The 20,149-nt window shown below is 70.6% G+C and carries 21 protein-coding genes and 3 tRNA genes; 2 read left to right on the forward strand and 22 right to left on the reverse strand.

Translation table 11 applies throughout. The features are described 5' to 3' along the window. Positions 1-39: 39 nt before the first annotated feature. From LPA42_RS24600 to LPA42_RS24700, 21 genes are all read right to left on the reverse strand, one after another. The gene (locus LPA42_RS24600) at positions 40-3,471 is read right to left on the reverse strand and encodes a DNA-directed RNA polymerase subunit beta (protein ID WP_074472515.1); all 3,432 of its coding nucleotides are present in this window, start codon (positions 3,469-3,471) and stop codon (positions 40-42) included. A gap of 574 nt (positions 3,472-4,045) precedes the next feature. After that, the gene (rplL, locus tag LPA42_RS24605) at positions 4,046-4,435 is read right to left on the reverse strand and encodes a 50S ribosomal protein L7/L12 (protein WP_077938294.1); all 390 of its coding nucleotides are present in this window, start codon (positions 4,433-4,435) and stop codon (positions 4,046-4,048) included. A gap of 54 nt (positions 4,436-4,489) precedes the next feature. Further along, positions 4,490-5,038, reverse strand: a complete 549-nt coding sequence (gene rplJ, locus LPA42_RS24610; RefSeq protein ID WP_074472513.1) for a 50S ribosomal protein L10 — start codon at positions 5,036-5,038, stop codon at positions 4,490-4,492. 331 nt (positions 5,039-5,369) lie between these two features. Continuing rightward, positions 5,370-6,059 carry a hypothetical protein gene (locus tag LPA42_RS24615; RefSeq protein WP_077938293.1) on the reverse strand — a complete coding sequence of 230 codons (690 nt, stop codon included), beginning with the start codon at positions 6,057-6,059 and terminating at the stop codon, positions 5,370-5,372. Continuing rightward, the gene (locus LPA42_RS24620; RefSeq protein ID WP_228986892.1) at positions 6,056-6,877 is read right to left on the reverse strand and encodes an ATP-binding cassette domain-containing protein; all 822 of its coding nucleotides are present in this window, start codon (positions 6,875-6,877) and stop codon (positions 6,056-6,058) included. Before LPA42_RS24620 ends, LPA42_RS24615 begins: the two co-directional genes overlap by 4 nt. Positions 6,878-6,955: 78 nt before the next feature. After that, positions 6,956-7,669 (reverse strand): 50S ribosomal protein L1, encoded by a 714-nt coding sequence (gene rplA / locus LPA42_RS24625; protein WP_043965479.1) that lies wholly within the window; start codon positions 7,667-7,669, stop codon positions 6,956-6,958. Positions 7,670-7,754: 85 nt separating this feature from the next. Next, positions 7,755-8,186 (reverse strand): 50S ribosomal protein L11, encoded by a 432-nt coding sequence (gene rplK, locus LPA42_RS24630; RefSeq protein ID WP_043965477.1) that lies wholly within the window; start codon positions 8,184-8,186, stop codon positions 7,755-7,757. Positions 8,187-8,379: 193 nt separating this feature from the next. Beyond that, positions 8,380-9,102 (reverse strand): transcription termination/antitermination protein NusG, encoded by a 723-nt coding sequence (gene nusG / locus LPA42_RS24635; RefSeq protein ID WP_077938287.1) that lies wholly within the window; start codon positions 9,100-9,102, stop codon positions 8,380-8,382. A gap of 38 nt (positions 9,103-9,140) precedes the next feature. Then, positions 9,141-9,536, reverse strand: coding sequence for a preprotein translocase subunit SecE (secE, locus tag LPA42_RS24640; RefSeq protein WP_077938286.1), 396 nt, complete (start codon positions 9,534-9,536; stop codon positions 9,141-9,143). A gap of 212 nt (positions 9,537-9,748) precedes the next feature. Then, positions 9,749-9,821, reverse strand: a tRNA-Trp gene (locus LPA42_RS24645). A 127-nt stretch (positions 9,822-9,948) separates the two neighbouring features. Next, complete coding sequence (locus tag LPA42_RS24650) at positions 9,949-10,341, reverse strand: MaoC family dehydratase (RefSeq protein ID WP_077938285.1); 393 nt, start codon at positions 10,339-10,341, stop codon at positions 9,949-9,951. 1 nt (position 10,342) lies between these two features. Further along, the gene (locus tag LPA42_RS24655; protein WP_077938284.1) at positions 10,343-10,789 is read right to left on the reverse strand and encodes a MaoC family dehydratase N-terminal domain-containing protein; all 447 of its coding nucleotides are present in this window, start codon (positions 10,787-10,789) and stop codon (positions 10,343-10,345) included. A 122-nt stretch (positions 10,790-10,911) separates the two neighbouring features. Next, positions 10,912-11,079 carry a 50S ribosomal protein L33 gene (gene rpmG / locus LPA42_RS24660; protein ID WP_013288652.1) on the reverse strand — a complete coding sequence of 56 codons (168 nt, stop codon included), beginning with the start codon at positions 11,077-11,079 and terminating at the stop codon, positions 10,912-10,914. A 133-nt stretch (positions 11,080-11,212) separates the two neighbouring features. Beyond that, positions 11,213-11,285 (reverse strand) — tRNA-Met (locus tag LPA42_RS24665). Positions 11,286-11,310: 25 nt separating this feature from the next. Continuing rightward, a tRNA-Thr gene (locus LPA42_RS24670) sits at positions 11,311-11,383 on the reverse strand. A 126-nt stretch (positions 11,384-11,509) separates the two neighbouring features. After that, entirely contained in the window at positions 11,510-14,050 is a 2,541-nt protein-coding gene (locus LPA42_RS24675) for a bifunctional diguanylate cyclase/phosphodiesterase (protein WP_077938283.1), read from the reverse strand. A 121-nt stretch (positions 14,051-14,171) separates the two neighbouring features. Then, on the reverse strand, positions 14,172-14,318 hold the full coding sequence (locus LPA42_RS24680) for a hypothetical protein (protein WP_158229434.1): 147 nt from the start codon (positions 14,316-14,318) through the stop codon (positions 14,172-14,174). Between the two features lie 430 nt (positions 14,319-14,748). After that, a complete protein-coding gene (locus LPA42_RS24685; protein WP_198956617.1) occupies positions 14,749-15,156 on the reverse strand; it encodes a hypothetical protein in 408 nt (135 codons plus the stop codon). Beyond that, complete coding sequence (locus LPA42_RS24690; RefSeq protein ID WP_228986893.1) at positions 15,080-15,358, reverse strand: hypothetical protein; 279 nt, start codon at positions 15,356-15,358, stop codon at positions 15,080-15,082. Before LPA42_RS24690 ends, LPA42_RS24685 begins: the two co-directional genes overlap by 77 nt. Positions 15,359-15,678: 320 nt before the next feature. After that, on the reverse strand, positions 15,679-16,869 hold the full coding sequence (locus LPA42_RS34010) for a helix-turn-helix domain-containing protein (RefSeq protein ID WP_077938282.1): 1,191 nt from the start codon (positions 16,867-16,869) through the stop codon (positions 15,679-15,681). After that, positions 16,866-17,012, reverse strand: a complete 147-nt coding sequence (locus tag LPA42_RS24700) for a hypothetical protein (protein ID WP_228986894.1) — start codon at positions 17,010-17,012, stop codon at positions 16,866-16,868. Before LPA42_RS24700 ends, LPA42_RS34010 begins: the two co-directional genes overlap by 4 nt. A gap of 328 nt (positions 17,013-17,340) precedes the next feature. Here LPA42_RS24700 and LPA42_RS24705 point away from each other — a divergent pair, with 328 nt between their 5' ends. Both LPA42_RS24705 and LPA42_RS24710 read left to right on the forward strand, forming a co-directional pair. After that, positions 17,341-18,114 (forward strand): GntR family transcriptional regulator, encoded by a 774-nt coding sequence (locus LPA42_RS24705; protein ID WP_077938280.1) that lies wholly within the window; start codon positions 17,341-17,343, stop codon positions 18,112-18,114. After that, the gene (locus LPA42_RS24710) at positions 18,104-19,027 is read left to right on the forward strand and encodes a DMT family transporter (RefSeq protein WP_077938279.1); all 924 of its coding nucleotides are present in this window, start codon (positions 18,104-18,106) and stop codon (positions 19,025-19,027) included. The genes LPA42_RS24705 and LPA42_RS24710 overlap by 11 nt, the downstream gene beginning before the upstream one ends. A 205-nt stretch (positions 19,028-19,232) precedes the next feature. Here the strand turns inward: LPA42_RS24710 and LPA42_RS24715 are convergent, their stop codons facing one another. Beyond that, positions 19,233-19,580, reverse strand: a complete 348-nt coding sequence (locus LPA42_RS24715) for a hypothetical protein (RefSeq protein WP_077938278.1) — start codon at positions 19,578-19,580, stop codon at positions 19,233-19,235. Positions 19,581-20,149 lie beyond the last annotated feature (569 nt).

The raw sequence follows: 20,149 nt of genomic DNA on the forward strand, positions 1-20,149 counted from the left end.
GGGTTGGGGGCCGGTCGCCCGGCCCCCAACCCACACCACTTACACCTCTTCGACCGAGCTCGGCTCGCGCCGGGACAGGTCGATGCCCAGCTCCTCCGCGGCCCGGAACACCTCGTCGTCGGTCTCGCGCATCTCCAGGGCCACGCCGTCGCTGGAGAGCACCTCGACGTTCAGGCACAGCGACTGCAGTTCCTTGAGCAACACCTTGAACGACTCCGGAATGCCCGGCTCCGGGATGTTCTCGCCCTTGACGATCGCCTCGTAGACCTTGACCCGGCCCAGGACGTCGTCGGACTTGATGGTCAGCAGCTCCTGCAGGGCGTACGCGGCGCCGTACGCCTGCATCGCCCAGCACTCCATCTCACCGAAACGCTGGCCACCGAACTGCGCCTTACCACCCAGCGGCTGCTGCGTGATCATCGAGTACGGACCGGTCGACCGGGCGTGGATCTTGTCGTCGACCAGGTGGTTGAGCTTCAGGATGTAGATGTAGCCGACCGCGATCGGGTCCGGCAGCGGCTCGCCGGAGCGACCGTCGAACAGCTGCGCCTTGCCGGAGGAACCGATCAGCTGCTTGCCGTCCCGGTTGGGCAGGGTCGACGCGAGCAGACCGGAGATCTCCTCCTCGCGGGCACCGTCGAAGACCGGCGTGGCCACGTTGGTGTCCGGCTCGGACTCGTGCGCCTCGATGGAGCGCAGCTGGCGCTTCCACTCGGCGTCGTCGCCGTCGACGCTCCACCCCGTCTTGGCCACCCAGCCGAGGTGCGTCTCCAGCACCTGGCCGATGTTCATCCGGGACGGCACACCCAGCGGGTTGAGCACGATGTCGACCGGGGTGCCGTCCTCCAGGAACGGCATGTCCTCGATCGGCAGGATCTTCGAGATGACGCCCTTGTTGCCGTGCCGGCCGGCGAGCTTGTCGCCGTCCTGGATCTTCCGCTTCTGGGCGACGTAGACCCGGACCAGCTCGTTGACGCCCGGGGGCAGCTCGTCGCCGTCCTCGCGGGAGAACGTGCGTACGCCGATGACCGTGCCGGTCTCGCCGTGCGGCACCTTCAGCGAGGTGTCCCGGACCTCGCGCGCCTTCTCGCCGAAGATCGCGCGGAGCAGCCGCTCCTCCGGGGTCAGCTCGGTCTCGCCCTTGGGCGTGACCTTGCCGACCAGGATGTCGCCGGGGACGACCTCGGCGCCGATCCGGATGATGCCGCGCTCGTCGAGGTCGGCGAGCATCTCCTCGCTGACGTTCGGGATGTCCCGGGTGATCTCCTCCGGGCCGAGCTTGGTGTCCCGCGCGTCGACCTCGTGCTCCTCGATGTGGATCGAGGTGAGCACGTCCTGCTGCACGAGGCGCTGCGACAGGATGATCGCGTCCTCGTAGTTGTGGCCCTCCCAGCACATGAACGCGACCAGCAGGTTGCGCCCGAGCGCCATCTCGCCCTCGTCGGTGCAGGGACCGTCGGCGATGACCTGGCCGGCCTCGACGCGGTCGCCCTCGAAGACGACCGGCTTCTGGTTGACGCAGGAGCCGGCGTTGGAGCGGCGGAACTTGTGCAGCAGGTACGTCCGGCGGTGGCCGTCGTCCTGGTGGATGGTGATGTAGTCGGCGCAGAGGTCCTCGATGACACCGCCGACCTCGGCCACGACCACGTCACCGGCGTCGACGGCGGCACGGTATTCCATGCCGGTGCCGACCAGCGGCGACTCCGCCTTGACCAGCGGCACCGCCTGACGCTGCATGTTCGCGCCCATCAGGGCCCGGTTGGCGTCGTCGTGCTCGAGGAACGGGATCATCGCGGTCGCGACCGAGGTCATCTGCCGCGGCGAGACGTCCATGTAGTCGACGGCGGCCGGGACCACGTCCTCGGTCTCGCCGCCCTTACGGCGGCAGAGGACCCGGTCCTCGGCGAACGTGCCGTCGGCCTTCAGCGGCGCGTTCGCCTGGGCCTTGACGAACCGGTCCTCCTCGTCCGCGGTCAGGTAGTCGATCTGGTCGGTGACCCGACCGTCGACGACCTTCCGGTACGGCGTCTCGATGAAGCCGAACGGGTTGACCCGGGCGAAGGTGGACAGCGCGCCGATCAGGCCGATGTTCGGGCCTTCGGGCGTCTCGATCGGGCACATCCGGCCGTAGTGGGACGGGTGCACGTCGCGGACCTCGAAGCCGGCCCGCTCCCGGGACAGACCACCCGGGCCGAGCGCGCTCAGCCGACGCCGGTGGGTCAGGCCCGCCAGCGGGTTGGTCTGGTCCATGAACTGGGACAGCTGCGAGGTGCCGAAGAACTCCTTGATCGCCGCCACGACGGGGCGGATGTTGATCAGGGTCTGCGGCGTGATCGCCTCGACGTCCTGGGTGGTCATCCGCTCGCGGACGACCCGCTCCATCCGGGACAGGCCGACGCGGACCTGGTTCTGGATGAGCTCGCCCACGGTGCGCAGGCGCCGGTTGCCGAAGTGGTCGATGTCGTCGGCCTCGTAGCCGTCCTCACCGGCGTGCAGCCGGCAGAGGTATTCCACGGTGGCGACGATGTCGTCCTCGGTGAGCGTGCCGGTGGTGATCGGCACGCTCAGCTCGAGCTTCTTGTTGAACTTGTACCGACCGACCTTGGCGACGTCGTACCGCTTCGGGTTGAAGAAGAGGTTGTCGAGCAGGGTCTGGGCGTTCTCGCGGGTCGGCGGCTCGCCAGGGCGGAGCTTGCGGTAGATGTCTAGCAGCGCCTCGTCCTGGCCGGCGATGTGGTCCTTCTCGAGCGTCGTCATCAGCAGCTCGGACCAGCCGAACTTCTCGCGGATCCGCTCGGCCGACCAACCGATGGCCTTGAGCAGGACGGTGACGGCCTGCCGGCGCTTGCGGTCGATGCGGACGCCGACGGTGTCGCGCTTGTCGATGTCGAACTCGAGCCAGGCACCCCGGCTCGGGATGACCTTGACGCTGGAGAGGTCGCGGTCGGAGGTCTTGTCCGGCTGCTTGTCGAAGTAGACGCCCGGGGACCGGACGAGCTGGCTGACCACGACGCGCTCGGTGCCGTTGATGATGAACGTGCCCTTGGGCGTCATCATCGGGAAGTCACCCATGAACACCGTCTGGCTCTTGATCTCGCCGGTGGTGTTGTTGGTGAACTCCGCCGTCACGAACAGCGGGGCGCAGTAGGTCAGGTCCTTCTCCTTGCACTCCTCGATCGAGGCCTTGACCTCGTCGAAGCGCGGCGCCGAGAAGGAGAGCGACATGGTGCCGGAAAAGTCCTCAATGGGACTGATCTCGTCGAGGATTTCCGCGAGACCCGAGCGTGCGTGCGGGTCGTCCGCCGACCGGCCCTGCCAAGCCTCGTTGCCGACGAGCCAGTCGAAGGACTCGTTCTGGATGGCGAGGAGGTTGGGGACCTCGAGGTGTTCGGTGATCCTGCCGAATGAAACTCGGCGGGGTGCGAAAGCGCTCGACGTACGACTGGTCTTCGCAGGGCGGGAAGCTGCCAAGATGCGTCCTTCCGAGGACCGGTGCTGCAGAACGGCTGGTACGCGTGCACTCCAATGACCCCACCAGAAATATCCGTAATCGGACATTTCTGCGCAGGGGTCAAGTCGGAAGGCAGCGCAAACTAGCAGTGTAGCCGAGAGGCTAACCGCTGTCCAGCCCAACCCGCAGGTCGCCGCGGAACGTGCCTCGGGGCCCCCGGAACGGGGCCTCACCGGGCCGCTCGGAACGCGGCATACCCACGGACCGCCCAGGTGCAGCGGACGATGGTGCCGCCGCTGCCATTACCCGGATGGTGGCCGTCGCAAGCGCGGAAGGTCTTGCTGGTGTCAGCGTGCCTGGCAGCCGGGGGCCGCGTCAAGGGCCCGTCTCGTGCGCGACAGGTGTTTCCCACGCGTGGGCGACGGCCCCGGAGCGCCCCGCCGAAGGGCGCGGAGCGTCGCCGCCCTGCTCACGACGCTGTCAGGGAGTCACGACACGAACACGGCGGGGGGGGGGGCACCCCCCCCCCGCCGCGACGCGATGTGCCCTGGCTCACGTGAGGCGAGCCGGGCGCACGCCTGAGTCCAACCTCAATTACTTGAGGGTGACCTTGGCGCCCTCGCCCTCGAGCTTGGCCTTGGCCTTCTCGGCGGTCTCCTTGTTGACCTTCTCGAGGATGGCCTTCGGCGCGGCCTCGACCGCGTCCTTGGCCTCCTTGAGGCCCAGGCCGGTCAGCTCGCGCACGACCTTGATGACCTGGATCTTCTTGCCACCGTCGGCCTCGAGGACGACGTCGAACTCGTCCTTCTCCTCCTCGGCCGGAGCGGCGGCGGCGCCACCGGCACCACCGGCGGCGGCGACCGCGACCGGGGCGGCCGCGGTGACCTCGAAGGTCTCCTCGAACTGCTTCACGAACTCGGAGAGCTCGATCAGCGTCATCTCCTTGAACGCGTCGAGCAGCTCGTCGGTGCTGAGCTTCGCCATGGCTGGCGTCCTTTCTAACGGTTGTCTAAGAACGTGGGTGCGCCGGACGCGGCCTCAGGCCGCCTCGGCGCCCTCCTGCTCGCGCTTCTTGTCCGCCAGGGCGGCCGCCGCGCGGGCGGCCTTGGAGAGCGGAGCCTGGAACAGGGCCGCGGCCTTGCTCAGGTTGCCCTTCATCGCGCCGGCCAGCTTGGCCAGCAGCACCTCGCGGGACTCCAGGTCGGCGAGCTTCGTGACCTCGGCCGCGGAAATGGCCTTGCCCTCGAAGACGCCGCCCTTGATGACGAGCTTCGGGTTGGCCTTCGCGAAGTCGCGAAGCCCCTTCGCCGCCTCGACGACGTCGCCCGAAACGAAAGTCAGCGCGGTAGGACCGGTGAACAGCTCGTCGAGGCCGGAGATGCCCGCGTCGGCCGCGGCACGCTTCGCCAGCGTGTTCTTCGCGACCGTGTAGGTGGTCTCCTTGCCGAGCGAGCGCCGCAGCTGGGTGAGCTGGGAAACCGTCAGACCACGGTACTCGGTCAGCACCGTAGCTCCCGCGTTGCGGAAGCTGTCGGTCATCTCAGCGACTGCCGTGGCCTTGTCGGCCCGGATCGGCTTGTCCGCCATGTCCCTCCTCTCTCGTTGCTCCAGGCTGATCCACCAGGAGGCCGGTGGGCCTCCCGGTACCGGAGGGCCACGACAACGAGAAAAGCCCCGGCGCAGGGCGCACGGGGCGAGGGCCGGCCGGTCGCGCCGCAGTCGGCGGACCACGGGAACACAGCCGAGTTTCGCTTGCCGCCCTGCGCGGGTCGCCCGTCGGATCGGGACCTTCGACCGTGCCTAGGCACGGTGACCAGCGGTCTCTGGGTGGTACTTCGCCGCAAGGTTACGCGACACGCCCCGTGAGCACCAAATCGCCCCCGGGTGCGCCCCGTCACTCCCCCGCCGCCCGTACCCCTCAGGCGCGGGCGCGCCGCCGCCAGGCGTACCCGGCGAGCGCCGTCGCGCTCCAGGCGACGGCCCACGCGGTGAGCAGACCCACCGAGGCGGGGGACGGGCCGGCCGCCGTGGCCCGGGCGACCGGCAGCACCGGAGGAGCGAGCCAGGGCGCCACCGAGGCCGACAGGCCGAGCACCAACGAGCCGACCGCGCCGAGCGCCAGCACCGCCACCCCGTAACCGGCGCTGCCCGTCACCGCCCGGCTGGCCAGCGCGCCCAACGCCACCGCGGCGGGCAGGGCGAGCAGGTGCGCCCAGACGCCGAGGGCCACCCCGGCGGCCACCGACGGGCCGCCCGGCTCCGCCTGGCCGGTCACCCCGCCCACCAGCCAGGGGAAGACCAGCGCGACGGCGACCGTGCCGAGCCCGGCCACCAGCGCCGCGAGCAGCCCGGCGGCCCACTCCCGGGCGGCGCCGGCGAGCACCAGGGCCAGCCGGCGCTGCACGTCCGGCTCGACGTCGAGCAGGAGCTTGGTCTGCCACGCCAGCACCGGGAAGAGCACCACCGCCGACACGCCGTAGGCCTCCGCCGGCTGGGCCCGGCCGCCGCCGTAGAGGACGCCGAGGGCGAGCAGGCCGGCCAGCAGCGGGGCGACCGCCCGTCCGGTACGCAGGAAGCCGGCCAGCCGCAGCCGCACGAGCGCGGTCACCGGGGCACCTGCCCGCCCGCCCCGGGGTCGGGGGCGGGGTCGGGTGGCCCTCCGGCGGGCGCGGGGGCGTCGGGCGGGGCGGGGTCGGCGCGTACGCGAAGGACGTGGTGACCGTCGGCGCGGAGCCGGGCCACGGCACCCGCGGCGCGCGCGGCCGGGACCGCCACCTCGACCACGACGAGCGCCCCCGGCGACGCGTCGGTCGGGGCCTGCGCGGTGACGGTGCCGTCGGCGACCGTCCAGCGGGCCGCGCCCGGCAGCCGGGCCGTCTCGCCCCGGTGGTCGCTGACCAGCACCGACCCGCCGGCGGCCAGCACTTCGTCGATCAGGGCGGGGACCAGGTCGCGGGCGGCGGCGTCGAGGCCCTCCCAGGGCTCGTCGAGGATGAGCAGGCCGGGCCGGCGGAGCATCGCCTGGGCCAGGCCCACCTTCTGGGCGGTGCCCTTGGACAGCTCGGGCAGCCGCACCCCGTGGAACGGGCCCAGGCCCAGCCGCTCGGTCCACCGCCGCACGGCGTCGCCGGCCTCGGCACCGCCCAGCCCGGCGACGCGGGCCATGCCGGCGAGGTAGCGGCCCACGGTGAACGGCTGGTCGGCGGGGAACCGCTCCGGGACCCAGCCGACGTGCCGGGGCCGGTCGACGACGCGGCCCCGGGACGGCCGGAGCACCCCGGCCGCGAGCTGGAGCAGCGTGGACTTGCCGACGCCGTTGCGGCCGAGCACCACCGCGGCCTCGCCGGCGCCCAGCCGCAGGTCGACCTGCCGCAGCACCCACGGACCGCGCCGGTGGTAACGGAGCCCGACGTCCTCCCAGCGCATGGCGTGAGCCTGCCACACCGGACAGACGGACGGGGCCCCGCCACGAGTCGTGGCGGGGCCCCGGCGAGGCGGTGGTGCTCAGGCCTCGACGCCCTCCTGGAGGTTCTTGATCAGGTTGGGGTCGACCGGCACGCCCGGGCCCATCGTGGTGGTGAGGGTGACCTTCTTGAGGTACTTGCCCTTGGCCGCCGAAGGCTTGGCCCGCAGCACCTCGTCGAGGACCGCCGCGTAGTTGTCGATCAGCTGGGTCTCGGAGAACGAGGCCTTGCCGATGATCAGGTGGAGGTTGGAGTGCTTGTCCACCCGGAAGGTGATCTTGCCGCCCTTGATGTCCGAGACGGCCTTGGTGACGTCCATGGTCACCGTGCCGGTCTTCGGGTTCGGCATCAGGCCGCGCGGGCCCAGGATCCGCGCGATCCGGCCGATCTTGGCCATCTGGTCCGGCGTGGCGATCGCCGCGTCGAAGTCGAGCCAGCCGCCCTGGATCCGGGCGACGAGCTCGTCGGTGCCCACCTCGTCCGCACCCGCGGCGACGGCCTCCTCGGCCTTCGCGCCGGCGGCGAAGACGATCACGCGGGCGGTCTTACCGGTGCCGTGCGGCAGGTTGACCACGCCGCGGACCATCTGGTCCGCCTTGCGGGGGTCGACGCCGAGGCGCATGGCGACCTCGACCGTGGCGTCGAACTTGGTGCTGGTGGTGTCCTTGGCGATCTTGACCGCCTCGGCCGGCGTGTAGAGCTTCGACCGGTCGATGACCTCGGCGGCCTTGCGGTAGGTCTTGCTGCGCTGCATCTCTGCTTACTCCTGTGGTCTATGGCGGGCCGCGGCGCTCCGCGTGCCCTCCCACGAACTGATCGGGTGAGGCGGTGAGGCGAGGTCAGTCGCCGACGGTCAGGCCCATCGACCGGGCGGTGCCGGCGATGATCTTCTCAGCCTGGTCGAGGTCGTTGGCGTTGAGGTCGACCATCTTCTTCTCGGCGATCTCCCGCAGCTGGGCGCGGGTGACGGAGCCGACCTTCTCCTTGTGCGGGTTGCCCGAGCCCTTCTGCACGCCGGCGGCCTTGATCAGCAGCTGGGCGGCGGGCGGGGTCTTCAGGACGAAGGTGAAGCTGCGGTCCTCGTAGACGCTGATCTCGGCGGGGACGATGTCGCCCCGCTGAGCCTCGGTCTGCGCGTTGTAGGTCTTGCAGAACTCCATGATGTTGACGCCGTGCTGGCCGAGCGCGGGGCCGACCGGCGGCGCCGGGGTCGCCTGGCCCGCCTTCAGCTGAAGCGTGAACGTCTTGACGAGCTTCTTCTTCGGAGGCATGTCTCTTCCTGGGGCTTGGAACTGGGAAAGGTGCCGGCCGGGGGCGCGCACGGTCAGCGCGATGCGACGGCCGACGTTCTAGGTTAGCGCAAGGCTCCGCCCCCGGATGCGGCGAGGTCCGCCGAGGCCGGCACGGGGGCGGAAACGGCCTCGCCGGCGGCGGGCCGCTGCCCACCGCCGGCGAGACGGAACGTCAGATCTTGGTGACCTGGTTGAAGTTCAGCTCGACCGGCGTCTCCCGGCCGAAGATCGACACCAGCACCTTGAGCTTCTGCTGGTCGGCGTTGATCTCGCTGATCGTCGCCGGCAGCGAGGCGAACGCGCCGTCGGTGACGGTGACCGAGTCGCCCACCTCGAAGTCGAGGACCTTGATCTCGGGCTTGGCCTTCTTCTGCTCGGTCTCGACCGCCGGGGCCAGCCACTTGAGGACCTCGTCGAGGCTCAGCGGCGCGGGCCGGTCGGCCCGGTCGGTCGCCCCCACGAAGCCGGTGACCCCCGGGGTGTTCCGCACGCAGGAGTAGGACTCGGCGGTCAGCTCCATCCGGACCAGGATGTAGCCCGGGAAGACCTTGGCCTGGATCTGGGACCGCTTGCCGTTCTTGACCTCGACCTCTTCCCGGGTCGGCACCTCGACCTGGTAGATGTAGTCCTCCATGTCGAGGGACGTGATCCGGGTCTCGAGGTTGGTCTTGACCTTGTTCTCGTAGCCGGCGTACGAGTGCACCACGTACCAGTCGCCCGGCGCGTAGCGCAGCTTCTGGCGCAGCTCCGCGACCGGGTCGTACTCCTCGTCCGGGGCGGGCTCGGTGGTCGGAAAGTCCGGCTCGCTGGCGGCCTCGACCGACTCATCGTTGGCCGCCGTCGCCACCGCGGACTGCTCGTCCGTGGTCTCGGCGGTCTCGTCGTACTCAGGCACGCTCGCTCACTTCCGTAACTATCGGCTTGATCAGCCGGTCAGCTGGGGTTTCCGAAGACCCACAGCACGCCCTTCGCGAAGGCGTAGTCCAGGCCGGCCACGATCGTCAGCATCACGGCGACGAAGGTGACCACCACCGCGGTGTAGGTCAGCAGCTCCTTGCGGGTCGGCCAGATGACCTTACGCAGTTCGGCCACGACCTCGCGGAAGAACCGCGCGATGCGGGCGAACAGCCCGATCCGCTCGGTGTCCTTGCGGGTCTTCCTCTCGTCGGCCGACTCGGCCTTGGCCCGCGCCCGGGTGGCCGTGCCACCGCGGGATACCGGCTCGTCCGCGTCGGAGGCGTCGTCGTCGGCGGCCACGTCGTCGGCGACCTCGTCGTTCAGACGGTCGTCGTCGCCGGCGTCCTCGCTGCGCCGCTTGTTCTCGGCCACTTCGCCCTCCGTCGCGGGAATCGGGTCGCACACCGGTGCGGCGTGCGCGGCGCTGGTCACGCCGGCCGGACCAACCGTCCCGCGACGGGCCGCGGCCGGCGGATCGACGGACGGGCCCCGATGCCTCGGAACCCACCCCGCCGATGCCACCACCACGGGCCGGACGCCGCCGGTTGGCGGCGCGACCCACGGGAACGGTCAGGCCTGAGGCGCAGGGGTGACAGGACTTGAACCTGCAGCCTGCGGTTTTGGAGACCGCTGCTCTGCCAATTGAGCTACACCCCTGTGCGGCAACGCTCGCCCGACCCGGCCATGAAGCACCGGGCGGGGTCACTTGCCCCACGGCGGACCAGTGTACGGGTACGGACCCGACTTTCCCAACCGGTCTGCCCCCGCGCGTGGCGCGACCTTCTCAGCGGGGCGTCCGGATCACCGCCCGGGCCTGCGAGAGCACCTTCTCGCCCCGGCACGTCGCGGTGATGTCGAGCCTGGTCAGGCCCTCCCCCGCGCCCTCGCGGACCTTCGCGGTCACCTCGATCTCGGTGCCGGCGTCGTCGTCGGGGACGACCACCGGACGGGCGAACCGGACCCCGTAGTCGACCACCGCGTCGGGCGCGCCGGCCCACTCGGCCACCGCCCGGCCCACCAGGGCCATGGTGAACATGCCGTGCGCGATCACCCCGGGCAGGCCGACCCCGGTGGCGACGCGGTCGCTCCAGTGGATCGGGTTGAAGTCGCCCGACGCGCCCGCGTAGCGGACCAGGTCGGCCCGGGTGACCCGGAAGGTCTGGGTGGGCAGCTCCATGTCAGGCCTCCCCGCGTACGACAAGCTTGGACCAGACGGCGACCACCGACTCGCCGGCGGCCGTGCTCACGTCGGTGCGGGTGGTCAGGAAGTCGTGCCCGCCGCGGCTGGTGATGTCCTCGATGGTGTTCACGCAGACCAGCTCGTCGCCGGCCACCACCGGCCGGGTGTAGGCGAACCGCTGGTCGCCGTGGACCACCCGGCTGTAGTCGACCCCGAGGGCCGGGTCGTCGACGATCTGCTGGGTGGCGGCCATCGTGATCACCACGGGGAAGGTCGGCGGAGCGACCACGTCCGGGTGCCCGAGCGCACGGGCGGCCTCCGGGTCGTGGTGCGCCGGGTCGGCGGCGCCGATCGCCGTGGCGAACTCGCGGATCTTTTCACGGCCCACCTGGTAGGGGGCGGTCGGCGGATAGGTCCGGCCGACGTAGGACGGGTCCAGGGACATGCCCGAGAACCTACACGGGAAGCACGAAGGCCGACCCGGGGGCGGACGGTCGGCCGGGTGGCCTTGCGCTCGCTCCGGATCGGCGATCGGGTGTCGTGCTGGCCGGCGTGCGCCGGCGACGGTCAGCGGGTCTCGCGGTGGACCGTGTGCTTGCCGTCCCGGGGGCAGAACTTCTTCAGCTCGATGCGGTCCGGGTCGTTGCGGCGGTTCTTGCGCGTGATGTAGTTGCGCTCCTTGCACTCCACACACGCCAAAGTGATCTTCGGCCGGACATCGGTAGCCTTCGCCACGGCGGAGTGCCTTCCTCGCTAACGGACAACAACTACAGCGCCTCAGCCTACGCGCTGGCGACGCGGACATGCAAAGTGGGCGCCTATGGCGCCCATCCCACCGACCACCGGAAGCTGGCCCGGAGGACGAGAGTAGCGGTGGCCGGACTTGAACCGGCGACACAGCGATTATGAGCCGCTTGCTCTGCCATCTGAGCTACACCGCCGTGGCGGGTCCAGCCGGACCCTTTGAGCCCCCTTACGGAATCGAACCGTAGACCTTCTCCTTACCATGGAGACGCTCTGCCGACTGAGCTAAGGGGGCCTGCGCGATCACTCGGTGGCCGCGCAGAGGTAAGAGTACACGGCCCCGCGCCGGAGGTGAAATCGGATCCCCCCACCCTCGCGCGTCGCAACGTTCCCCCAGCTCAGCGCCGTCTTCGGGGCGGAATCAGGGGACGATGCGCAGCCGCCGGACGTCCGGGGTGACGAGCGCCTCGGACTCCAACTGGGCCCCGAACCACGCCTCCAGCCGCTCGTACGGCAGCGGCCGGCTGAACAGGAAGCCCTGCCCGATCTCGCAGCCGATGTCCTGCAGCAGCTCCAGGGTCAGCTCGCTCTCCACCCCCTCGGCCACCACCGCGAGGCCGAACTGCTGGGAGAGGGTCACCACGGCGTTGACGATGGCCAGGTCCCCCGGGTCGGTCGCCATGCCCTGCACGAAGGAGCGGTCGACCTTCACCTCGTGCACGGGCAGCCGGCGCAGGTAGGCCAGCGAGGACGAGCCGGTGCCGAAGTCGTCCACCGACAGCCGCACCCCGAGGTCGCGCAGCCGGCGCAGCGTCGGGATCGGGCGGTCGGTGCCGTCGAGCACCCCGGCCTCGCGGATCTCGAAGGTGAGCCGCTGCGGGGGCACGTCGTACTCGGCGAGCAGCTCGCGCACGCGGTCGGGGAAGTGCCGGTCGGTGAGCGTACGCGCGGAGAGGTTGACCGCGACGGCGAGCGGCTGCTCGGCGTGCGCCCAGTCCCGGCTGCGCCGCAGCCCCTCCCGCAGCACCACCTCGGTGAGCCGGCCGAGCTGGCCGGTGTGCTCCGCCACGGCCACGAAGTCCTCCGGGGCGACCTCGCCGTGCGCCGGGTGCTCCCAGCGGGCCAGGCACTCCACCCCGACCAGGCGGCGGTCCCGCAGCGTCACCTTCGGCTGGAAGTAGACCTCCAGCGCGCCGTCGTCGAGGGCCTTGCGCAGGTCGCCCGCGAGGCCGAGGCGGCGCAGCGACCGCGACTCCAGTGCCGGATTGAACAACTGGATGCTGCCCGGCATGGACTTCGCCGCCATCGCGGCCAGGTCGACCCGTTGCAGCAGGGTCGCGGCGTCGCTGCCGTGGTCGGGGTGCACGGCCACGCCGACGGCCGTGTCGACGTCCAGCGTGAACGCGTCGAAGACCATCTCGGCGCGGATCTCCTCGCGCAGCCGGGCGGCCAGCTCCAGCGCCGCCTCGGCGTTCTCCAGCCGCAGCGTCACCAGGAACTCGTCGCCGCCGGCCCGGCCGACCAGCGCCGAGGAGGGCGCGGAGTCGCGCAGCCGCACGGCTACCTCGGCGAGCACCTGGTCGCCGGCCGCGTGGCCGAGCGACTCGTTGACCTGACGCAGCCCGTCCACGTCGAACAGCAGGACGGCCACCACCTCGCCGGGGGCCCGGATGCTCACGGCCTCGTCGAGCGCCGCGCTGATCCGCCGCCGGTTGGGCAGCTTGGTCAGCGTGTCGTGGTAGGCGTCGTGGCGCAGCCGGTCGACCAGCCGGGAATTCTCCAGGGCCACCGCCGCGTGCGCGGCGACCGTTTCGATCACCGGCACGTCCGACGGGGTGAAGTGGCCGACGTCGCTGAGCCGGTTGACCACCTCCAGCGTGCCGATTACCGCCTCGCCGGAGCGCAGCGGCACGACGATCGCGTCCTTCGTCGACGCCGCCCGGAGCATGGCCAACTGCACGCGGTCCCCGCCGAGCCGGGCGCCGAGCGCGACGGTCTGCCGCTGCTGCACGACCTGTTCCCGCACCGACGCCGGGATCTTCGAGAAGTCGAGCAGGCCCCGCCCGTCGATCCGGGCGGTCAGCAGCACCTCCGGGTGCCGGCCCTGCGCGGGCAGCCACAGCGTCGCGTACTCGGCCTGCATGAGGGCGCGGACCCGGCCGAGCAGCGCGTCCGGCAGCGTGCCGTCCTGGCCGCTGCGGGTCATCGCCCGGGTCAGGTCGTAGATGTCGGCCAGCGTGCGGTGCTGGCGGAGGAACTGGGCGTACGCCCGGTAGACCAGCGCCACCGTGAGGGCGAGCGCGGCGAGCAGCAGCAGCGACCAGTAGGTGGCCTTCAACGCGAGCAGGATGATCAGGCCGACGGTCGCGTTCACCGCCGCCGCGAGCAGCGGCACGGTGGACGTCCGGACCACCTCCAGCCCGGCCTGCCAGCCCTGGAGCAGGGTGATCACGCCGACCACGGCGGCGAGGGTGACCAGGGTGACGGTGCTGACCGCCGCGAAGAGGATGCCCCACGTGCCGGGGCCCACCCCCCGGATCGGGGGCAACGCCAGCAGGACCAGGCCGGCGAGGGACGTCGCCGCGGCGGACCGGGCGACGTTGAACGCGAACTTGGCCGGGCCGAGCCGCCGCCGGAGCTGGGCGATCAGGGCCGCCAGGGTGGCCACCAGCACCAGGGTCAGCGGCGGAAGATAATAGAGCGCCAGGACCAGCGGGATCTCGGTGATCGTGGCGGAGAGCGTCTGCCGCCGGACGATGAAGCTCAGCACCGGCAGGTGGGCGGCGACCAGGGCGGTGAGCAGCAGCAGGCCCAGGCCCCACTCGCCGTAGGCGTCCTTCTTGTCGTCGGTGACCAGCGCGATCAGCAGGCAGCAGATGACCGCCAGGAACGCCAGCGGCCCGGTGATCAGCCAGGCCAGGTCAGTCCCGCGTCGTCGCACGGCTGCCGCTCGGCTCGTCATCCTGCTCCCTTGTTGTCACCGAGAGTGAACTCCGCGCCGATGCCTGGCCCGTGTCTCGCCGCTACCGCCGCCGCCCGGTGGGTGGCCGGGCGACGGCGGTGTCACACGAACTGCGAAGAACCTAGTTCCACTCGAACTCGAGGTTCACCAGGCCGCCCGAAGCTGAGGCCGGGGCACCGGCGACAGAGGCGACCGAGGCGACCCCGGAGGCGAGCGCGAACAGCATCAGGGTCATGCCGAGCAGCCGACCCAGCTTTTGAGTAGGCATCTGTGGGGCTCCTGTCACGAAACGGGCAGCACGGGGGGCGTGAAGATTCCATGATGGTGCCACACGCACTGAGGGCAACAAAGCCCTCGGTGGCCTGGCTCCGCCTGGACGGCAACAAGTCCGACCGATCGGCAGGACGCCCTGCCTGGCGGGGTGATACCCCTGCGTTCCCGCGTTCCACGCGGTCCTTCATTTGGCGAACACTCGGACCTAGCGCGCCAATCATGGAAATTCATTGAATGCATGCTCCAGCCCCCTGGCGCCACGCATCGGGAAACAGCACACCACAGACGACGAGATATCGAAAGGGACCTTCGTCCCGAACCCGCGCTGGGCGGGGCTGGGCCCGCCATGTCGGCGACATGGGGGTGTCCGGCGGCCGGGATACCGCCACCTGCCCGACATGGCCGCGACGGGCCCGATGACCTGGTCAGGCTGGGGGTCGGCGGGCCCAGAAGAGGGCGTGCCCGCCCGTCCCCTCGGGCACGAACTCCTCGGCGGTGACCAGCAGCCCGGCGTCCCGCAGCCAGGAGCGGTAGGTCGACGCGTCGGCATGGCTCCACCACATGGCGGCGGGACCGCCGAGCCAGTTGTCCTCGGTGCCCGTCCAGGCGCTGTCGCCGACGGTGGCCAGCAGCCAGCCGCCCGGGCGCAGCCAGGTGAAGATGCGCCCGACGAGGCGGGGCTGCTCGGGCAGGGGCAGGTGGATGAGGGCAGGTCGACGCGGGTGGCGTCGGCGCGGCGGAAGGTCCCGGTGGGCATCAGGCGGCGGCGAGGAAGCGGGCGGCCGGCACGCCGCAGCCGCAGCCGCAGCCGAGATCGAGAACCGCCGCCGCACCCGGCAGGCGTCGGTGCAAAGCGGCGAGCCACGGAGCGTATTGGCCGTCCCCGGCATCGTCCGCTCGGTAGTGGTATGACAACGCGTCGTATCCGCGCTCGACCAAGGCGCGCCCGTCAGGATCGCCCATCTTCGCGAGGCTAGGCGGCGCGATGCCGCGCGCCCATTCGATTTCCCCGGAATGGGCGGAGTCGCCGCCCATTGCCATTGCCCCGGCGGGCGGCTTCTGCCGCGCATAGGGAGCTGAGTCAGATACGACATCACTCACGACGCCCGGCCGCACTCCCGAAGCGCCACCCCGACCCCACTCGTTCCCGGTTGGCAACACCTTGGTCGCTCGCTCGTCACCGGCGCGACATGGCGAACCGGATGCCGGCACACGGCGGACGATCCTCGTGGCCGACCGTCGGGCGGTGCCGGAGCCGGCAGCACCGTCGGGCAGGACCGCAGGGCGCAGGGGCGCAGGACCACGGGGCGCGGGGCCGGCGGCGCGACGGCAGCGCGGCACGATCGGGCGGATGCCTACTGCCGGGTGAGGCCGATGGTGGCGGCGAGGCGGGCGACGTCGGCGGCGGTGAGTCCGGTGCGGACGACTGCGGTGAGGGCGGCGCGTGCGGCGGGGCGGGTGCGAGCCTCGGCGGGGGCGATCTGGTCGGCGGCGATCAGGGCGCGGCCGGCGGCCCGCGGGTCGCCGAGGTCGAGGTGGGCGCGGGCGATGTCGATGAGGTGTGCGGCGCGGTGCTCGGCGGGAAGCATGGGCCAGCCGTCGCCGCTGGTGGCGTACCGATGGATTGTCACGGCCTGGTGGTGGTCGCCGAGCCGGGTGGCGACCAGGGCGCGAGCGAGGGTGACGGCGGCGGAGCCGAAGGCGATGCCGTCGCCGTCACCCTGACGGTGGCCGTCGTGCGCGGCGGCGAGGTGGGCGGCGCGCTCGGTGAGGTCGTGGGCGGTGGCGGCGTCGCGGTAGCTTGCGGCGGCGAGGGCGGCTTCGAGCAGCAGCGTCCCGGCGAGGCCCGGGTCCGGCGGGCCGTCGTGCGCCGCCGGGTCAAGCTGGTGTACGGCGGTGAGCGCGGCGGCCTGGGCGAGGCGGCCCCGGTGCAGGGCGCGCAGGGCCTGGGCGAGGGATACGGCGGCGAGCGCGGTGCGGTGGGGGTCGCCGGTCGCGGCGGTCATGGCACGGTCGGCGGCCAGCCAGGCGAGGTGGGGCTGGCCGAGCTTGACCAGCGTCTGGGCGGTCAGCCGGTAGACGCGGACGGGCGGGTCGGCCGCCGGCTCGGCGCGGCCGGTGTGCCGGGTGGCGGCGAGCAGGTCGGGCAGGGCGCGCAGGACCTGGGCGTGGTGGCCGTTGCGGTACGCGGCCCAGGCGTGACCGGCCCGGTCGTCGAGCTGCCGCGCGGTGGGGCTGTCGGCGTCGGCCCCGGGTGGGTCGTGGCGGGCCAGCGCCGCGCGGATGCGTTCCACGGCGGCGTCGATGTCGGTGACGCCTTCCCGGCGGGGCCTGCCGGTGAGCAGGATGGTCGGGGTGACGCCGAGGGCGGCGGCCACGGTCTCGATGACGGAGAGCCGGTCGAGGGTGCGTACGCCTCGTTCGACCTTGTCGACCCAGCTCTTCGACTTGCCGATCCGGTCGGCGAAGACCTGCTGACTCATGCCCCGGCGGGCCCGCAGCTCCGCCATCCGCCGCCCGATCGGCACCTCGCCGCGGTCGCTCATCTGTCCTGCTCCCCCGGCGGCATGGCCAGGGTGAACTCGCCGCAGCGCGGGCACCAGCGGGACTTGACACGGAACGCGAGCAACCCGAGCAGGAAGCCCGGCACCAGCCCACCGAACACAATCGACAAGACTCCGGAGATCACGAGCACTCCCGATTCCTGGGCAGGTCGGAGGTGCTCGCAGGCGAGAACGCCCACAGTCCTGCCCACGCTCGTCGAAGCCCACTACCGGCTTCACACCTGGGCACCGCACAGCCTGCGGAAGGACGCCGTCGATCGGATCGGAAGCTTGATCGTGTTCGGACCATGCCCCTGCCTCCTTGTCGCGTCGGTCTCCACCGACGTCTGCGGACAACTGCCCAGCCGGATCGCAACTGGCTTAAGCCAGATTGCGTGAGGGTGACCCAGCTGTCAATAGCTGGCTTGAGCCAGTTGCGCTAGCCTGGAGCCACATCGAGAAGCAGGTGATCTGATGAGCGATCAGGAAGAGCGACGACCCCCGAGCCGCCGCATCGCCGATGACCTACGGGCCGCGATCACAGGAGGCGATCTCGCGGAGGGCGACCGGCTGCCCTCGGAGCGCGAGCTGGCCTCCCAGTACGCCACCGCCCGCAACACAGCCCGCGAGGCGTTGGGCATCCTGCAAGCCGAGGGCCTTGCCGTCGCCCAGCACGGCCGAGGCGTCTTCGTGCGTCAGCGCCGTCCACTCGTGCGGATGGGCCGGGACAGGTACTCCCGCCAGGCACGGGACGAAACCGGGCTGTCGCCGTTCCGCATCGAGGTGCAGCAGCAGGGACGCACACCGCACACCGAGTGTCGATCGGTCACCGTCGTGCCGCCGCCGGCCGACGTAGCTGACCGGCTCGGGCTGAGCACCGGCCAGGACGTCGTCCGCCGCGAGAACTGGTACTTCGCGGACGACGAGCCCGTGCAGGTCGGGGTGACCTTCATCCCCACTGCGATCGTCGCGGGGTCACCCCTGGCAACCGAGAAGAAGCTCGGCCGGGGAAGCATCTACCAGCGGTTCGAAGATCTCGGCTACCCCATCGCCCGCATCCGGGAAGAGGTCAGCTCACGTATGCCGACACCGGAGGAGTCAAGGGGCCTCGCGATGCCGCCGGGCGTGCCAGTAATCGAGGTGCTGCACACCAGCATCGACGGCAACGGGCGGGCCTTCGAGGTGACGCGGTTCGTCCTGCGCGCTGACGTGAACGGCCTGGACTACGAAATGCCCGTTGACGACTGACCACCAGGGCGTCAGCCGGGCTGGACTCGTCCGGGTGGCTGCCCTGGCTCTGCTGTGGGGTTCCAGCTTCCTATGGATCAAGCTCGCGCTACGCGGCTTCAACCCCGTACAGATCGTCTTCGGGCGACTCCTGCTCGGCTTCGCGGTCCTGGCACCCATCGCCCTGTCGCGCGGTCTGCGCTTCCCCCGGCAGGGACGCACCTGGGCACACCTGTTCGCCGCCGCCCTGGTCGCCAACGCCGTGCCGTACGTGCTGTTCGGCATCGGAGAAGAGACGGTCGGGTCGAACGTGGCCGGAGTGCTCAACGCGACTACCCCGCTATGGACCCTGCTACTGGCGTTCCTCGTCGGCGTCGACTGGGCCGTCACCACGAAGAAGGCAGCCGGCATCGTCCTCGGATTCCTCGGGGTGGTGGTCATCTTCTCGCCCTGGGAGTCCGCAGGCGAGATCGCGAGCCGGGGCGGGCTTGCATGCCTCGCCGCAGCCGCAAGTTACGGCGTCGGCTACGTCTACATGGGCCGCTTTCTGACCGGTCGCGGCATTCCGCCTCTCATGCTGTCGGCAAGCCAACTCGGTGCAGCGACAGTGCTGCTGGCCATCGCAATGCCGTTCGCCGGCCTGGAAACGCCAACCTGGCGGATCGACGCTGTTGCCAGCCTGCTGGTGCTCGGCGTCCTCGGCACCGGCGCGGCCTACGTCCTGAACTACCGGATCATCGACGACGAAGGACCGACCGCCGCATCCGTCGTCACCTACCTGCTGCCCATCGTCGCCATCGCCTTCGGCTGGCTGTTCCTTCGGGAAGCCATCACAGCCGCCGTCGTGGTCGGCATCGTTCTGGTGCTCGCCGGGATCACCCTCAGCAGAAAGCCACGAACAGCAGGCAATCTTCGACAGCCAACACCCGACTGACACGCATGCGAGACGCACTCTCCGTCGGCCGCATCGGACGGACGCTGACCAGGCTGCCGTCTGAGCGTGCAACCAGGCCGGGTGACGAGACTTCCTCTCGGGATGCCCCGTCACCCGGCCCCGCCAGGCCCGGAGATGCGTGATCGTCAAAGCAAAGGAGCCAGGATCAGGCAGCGCGGCACAGACTGGAGAACCGGTGCTGCGGCTAGCTGGCCACGTTCAGCAAGAACTTTTCGTGGCCGCCACCGTTGGCGTTGAACTGACAGTTGACGATCCCGCCGCCAGAATCGGTGGAGGCCGTCACCCCAGAACCAACAAGGCTCAGGTACACGTTCGGAAAGGCCGTCGCCGACTCGAAGGAGAACGAGCCGTCCACCTGCGCCTGAAGCTTGACTTCTCGTAGGGCTCCACTCCGAACTGGCAGTTGACCGTCCCACCACCGGGCCCCTGAGGTGATGGCCGGCAGCCCCGCCACTGCCACGACAGCAACGATAATCAACAACGGAACCCACAGGTGAATGATCACGGCAACCAGGGCAGCGAAGACCTTCATGGCAGGCATGATGCGCCGACCGCATGTCGGAGGAGAGCAAGACGATCCTCGTCCGCGAAGGTCGCCGATCTCGTCGCCTCGCCGACCCATGGCAGCAACCTCAAGCGGCAGGACTCGGCCGGACTTCGCTAGATCGACAACAACGGTCCCCGATCAGCATTCCTGCTGGTCAGGGACCGTTCTCGCACCTGGTAACGGGTAGAGGATTCGAACCTCTGTAGCTTCGCGACTGATCTACAGAGCGCCAAAGCCGACACGTTGACCAACACAAACGAACTTCCGACCCCCTCCTAGGACACAGATATGACACGACAAGAGTCAGTCGCCGCGACGGGCTACGTCGAGAGCCCATACGCGCCATCAGCGCCTTCGGTGCCACCCCGTCCCGCTTCGCTGATCGCCGCGCCCCACTGCGGCTCGGTAGCTCGCCGAACTTGCTACGGCGTACAGACGGCTCCTCGGGTCGGCAAAGCGACAGCACGCGCCCACCAAACCGTACCAAAGCGGTGTAAAGGCGACTAAACCAGGTTCGACGCGAGTGTGAATGCTTGACATGAGGAAAGCTAAAA

It is taken from the genome of Micromonospora sp. DH13, assembly GCF_020873825.1.
GTDB classification, from domain to species: domain Bacteria; phylum Actinomycetota; class Actinomycetes; order Mycobacteriales; family Micromonosporaceae; genus Micromonospora; species Micromonospora haikouensis.

Bases quoted from the DNA above. Each gene is read 5' to 3' on its own strand.
- rplL (WP_077938294.1), bottom strand. From the start codon at position 4,435: ATGGCGAAGCTCAGCACCGACGAGCTGCTCGACGCGTTCAAGGAGATG.
- rplJ (WP_074472513.1), bottom strand. From the start codon at position 5,038: ATGGCGGACAAGCCGATCCGGGCCGACAAGGCCACGGCAGTCGCTGAG.
- LPA42_RS24620 (WP_228986892.1), bottom strand. From the start codon at position 6,877: ATGCGCTGGGAGGACGTCGGGCTCCGTTACCACCGGCGCGGTCCGTGG.
- rplA (WP_043965479.1), bottom strand. From the start codon at position 7,669: ATGCAGCGCAGCAAGACCTACCGCAAGGCCGCCGAGGTCATCGACCGG.
- rplK (WP_043965477.1), bottom strand. From the start codon at position 8,186: ATGCCTCCGAAGAAGAAGCTCGTCAAGACGTTCACGCTTCAGCTGAAG.
- LPA42_RS24650 (WP_077938285.1), bottom strand. From the start codon at position 10,341: ATGGAGCTGCCCACCCAGACCTTCCGGGTCACCCGGGCCGACCTGGTC.
- LPA42_RS24655 (WP_077938284.1), bottom strand. From the start codon at position 10,789: ATGTCCCTGGACCCGTCCTACGTCGGCCGGACCTATCCGCCGACCGCC.
- LPA42_RS24675 (WP_077938283.1), bottom strand. From the start codon at position 14,050: ATGACGAGCCGAGCGGCAGCCGTGCGACGACGCGGGACTGACCTGGCC.
- LPA42_RS24680 (WP_158229434.1), bottom strand. From the start codon at position 14,318: ATGCCTACTCAAAAGCTGGGTCGGCTGCTCGGCATGACCCTGATGCTG.
- LPA42_RS24690 (WP_228986893.1), bottom strand. From the start codon at position 15,358: ATGGGCGGCGACTCCGCCCATTCCGGGGAAATCGAATGGGCGCGCGGC.
- LPA42_RS34010 (WP_077938282.1), bottom strand. From the start codon at position 16,869: ATGAGCGACCGCGGCGAGGTGCCGATCGGGCGGCGGATGGCGGAGCTG.
- LPA42_RS24705 (WP_077938280.1), top strand. From the start codon at position 17,341: ATGAGCGATCAGGAAGAGCGACGACCCCCGAGCCGCCGCATCGCCGAT.
- LPA42_RS24715 (WP_077938278.1), bottom strand. From the start codon at position 19,580: ATGAAGGTCTTCGCTGCCCTGGTTGCCGTGATCATTCACCTGTGGGTT.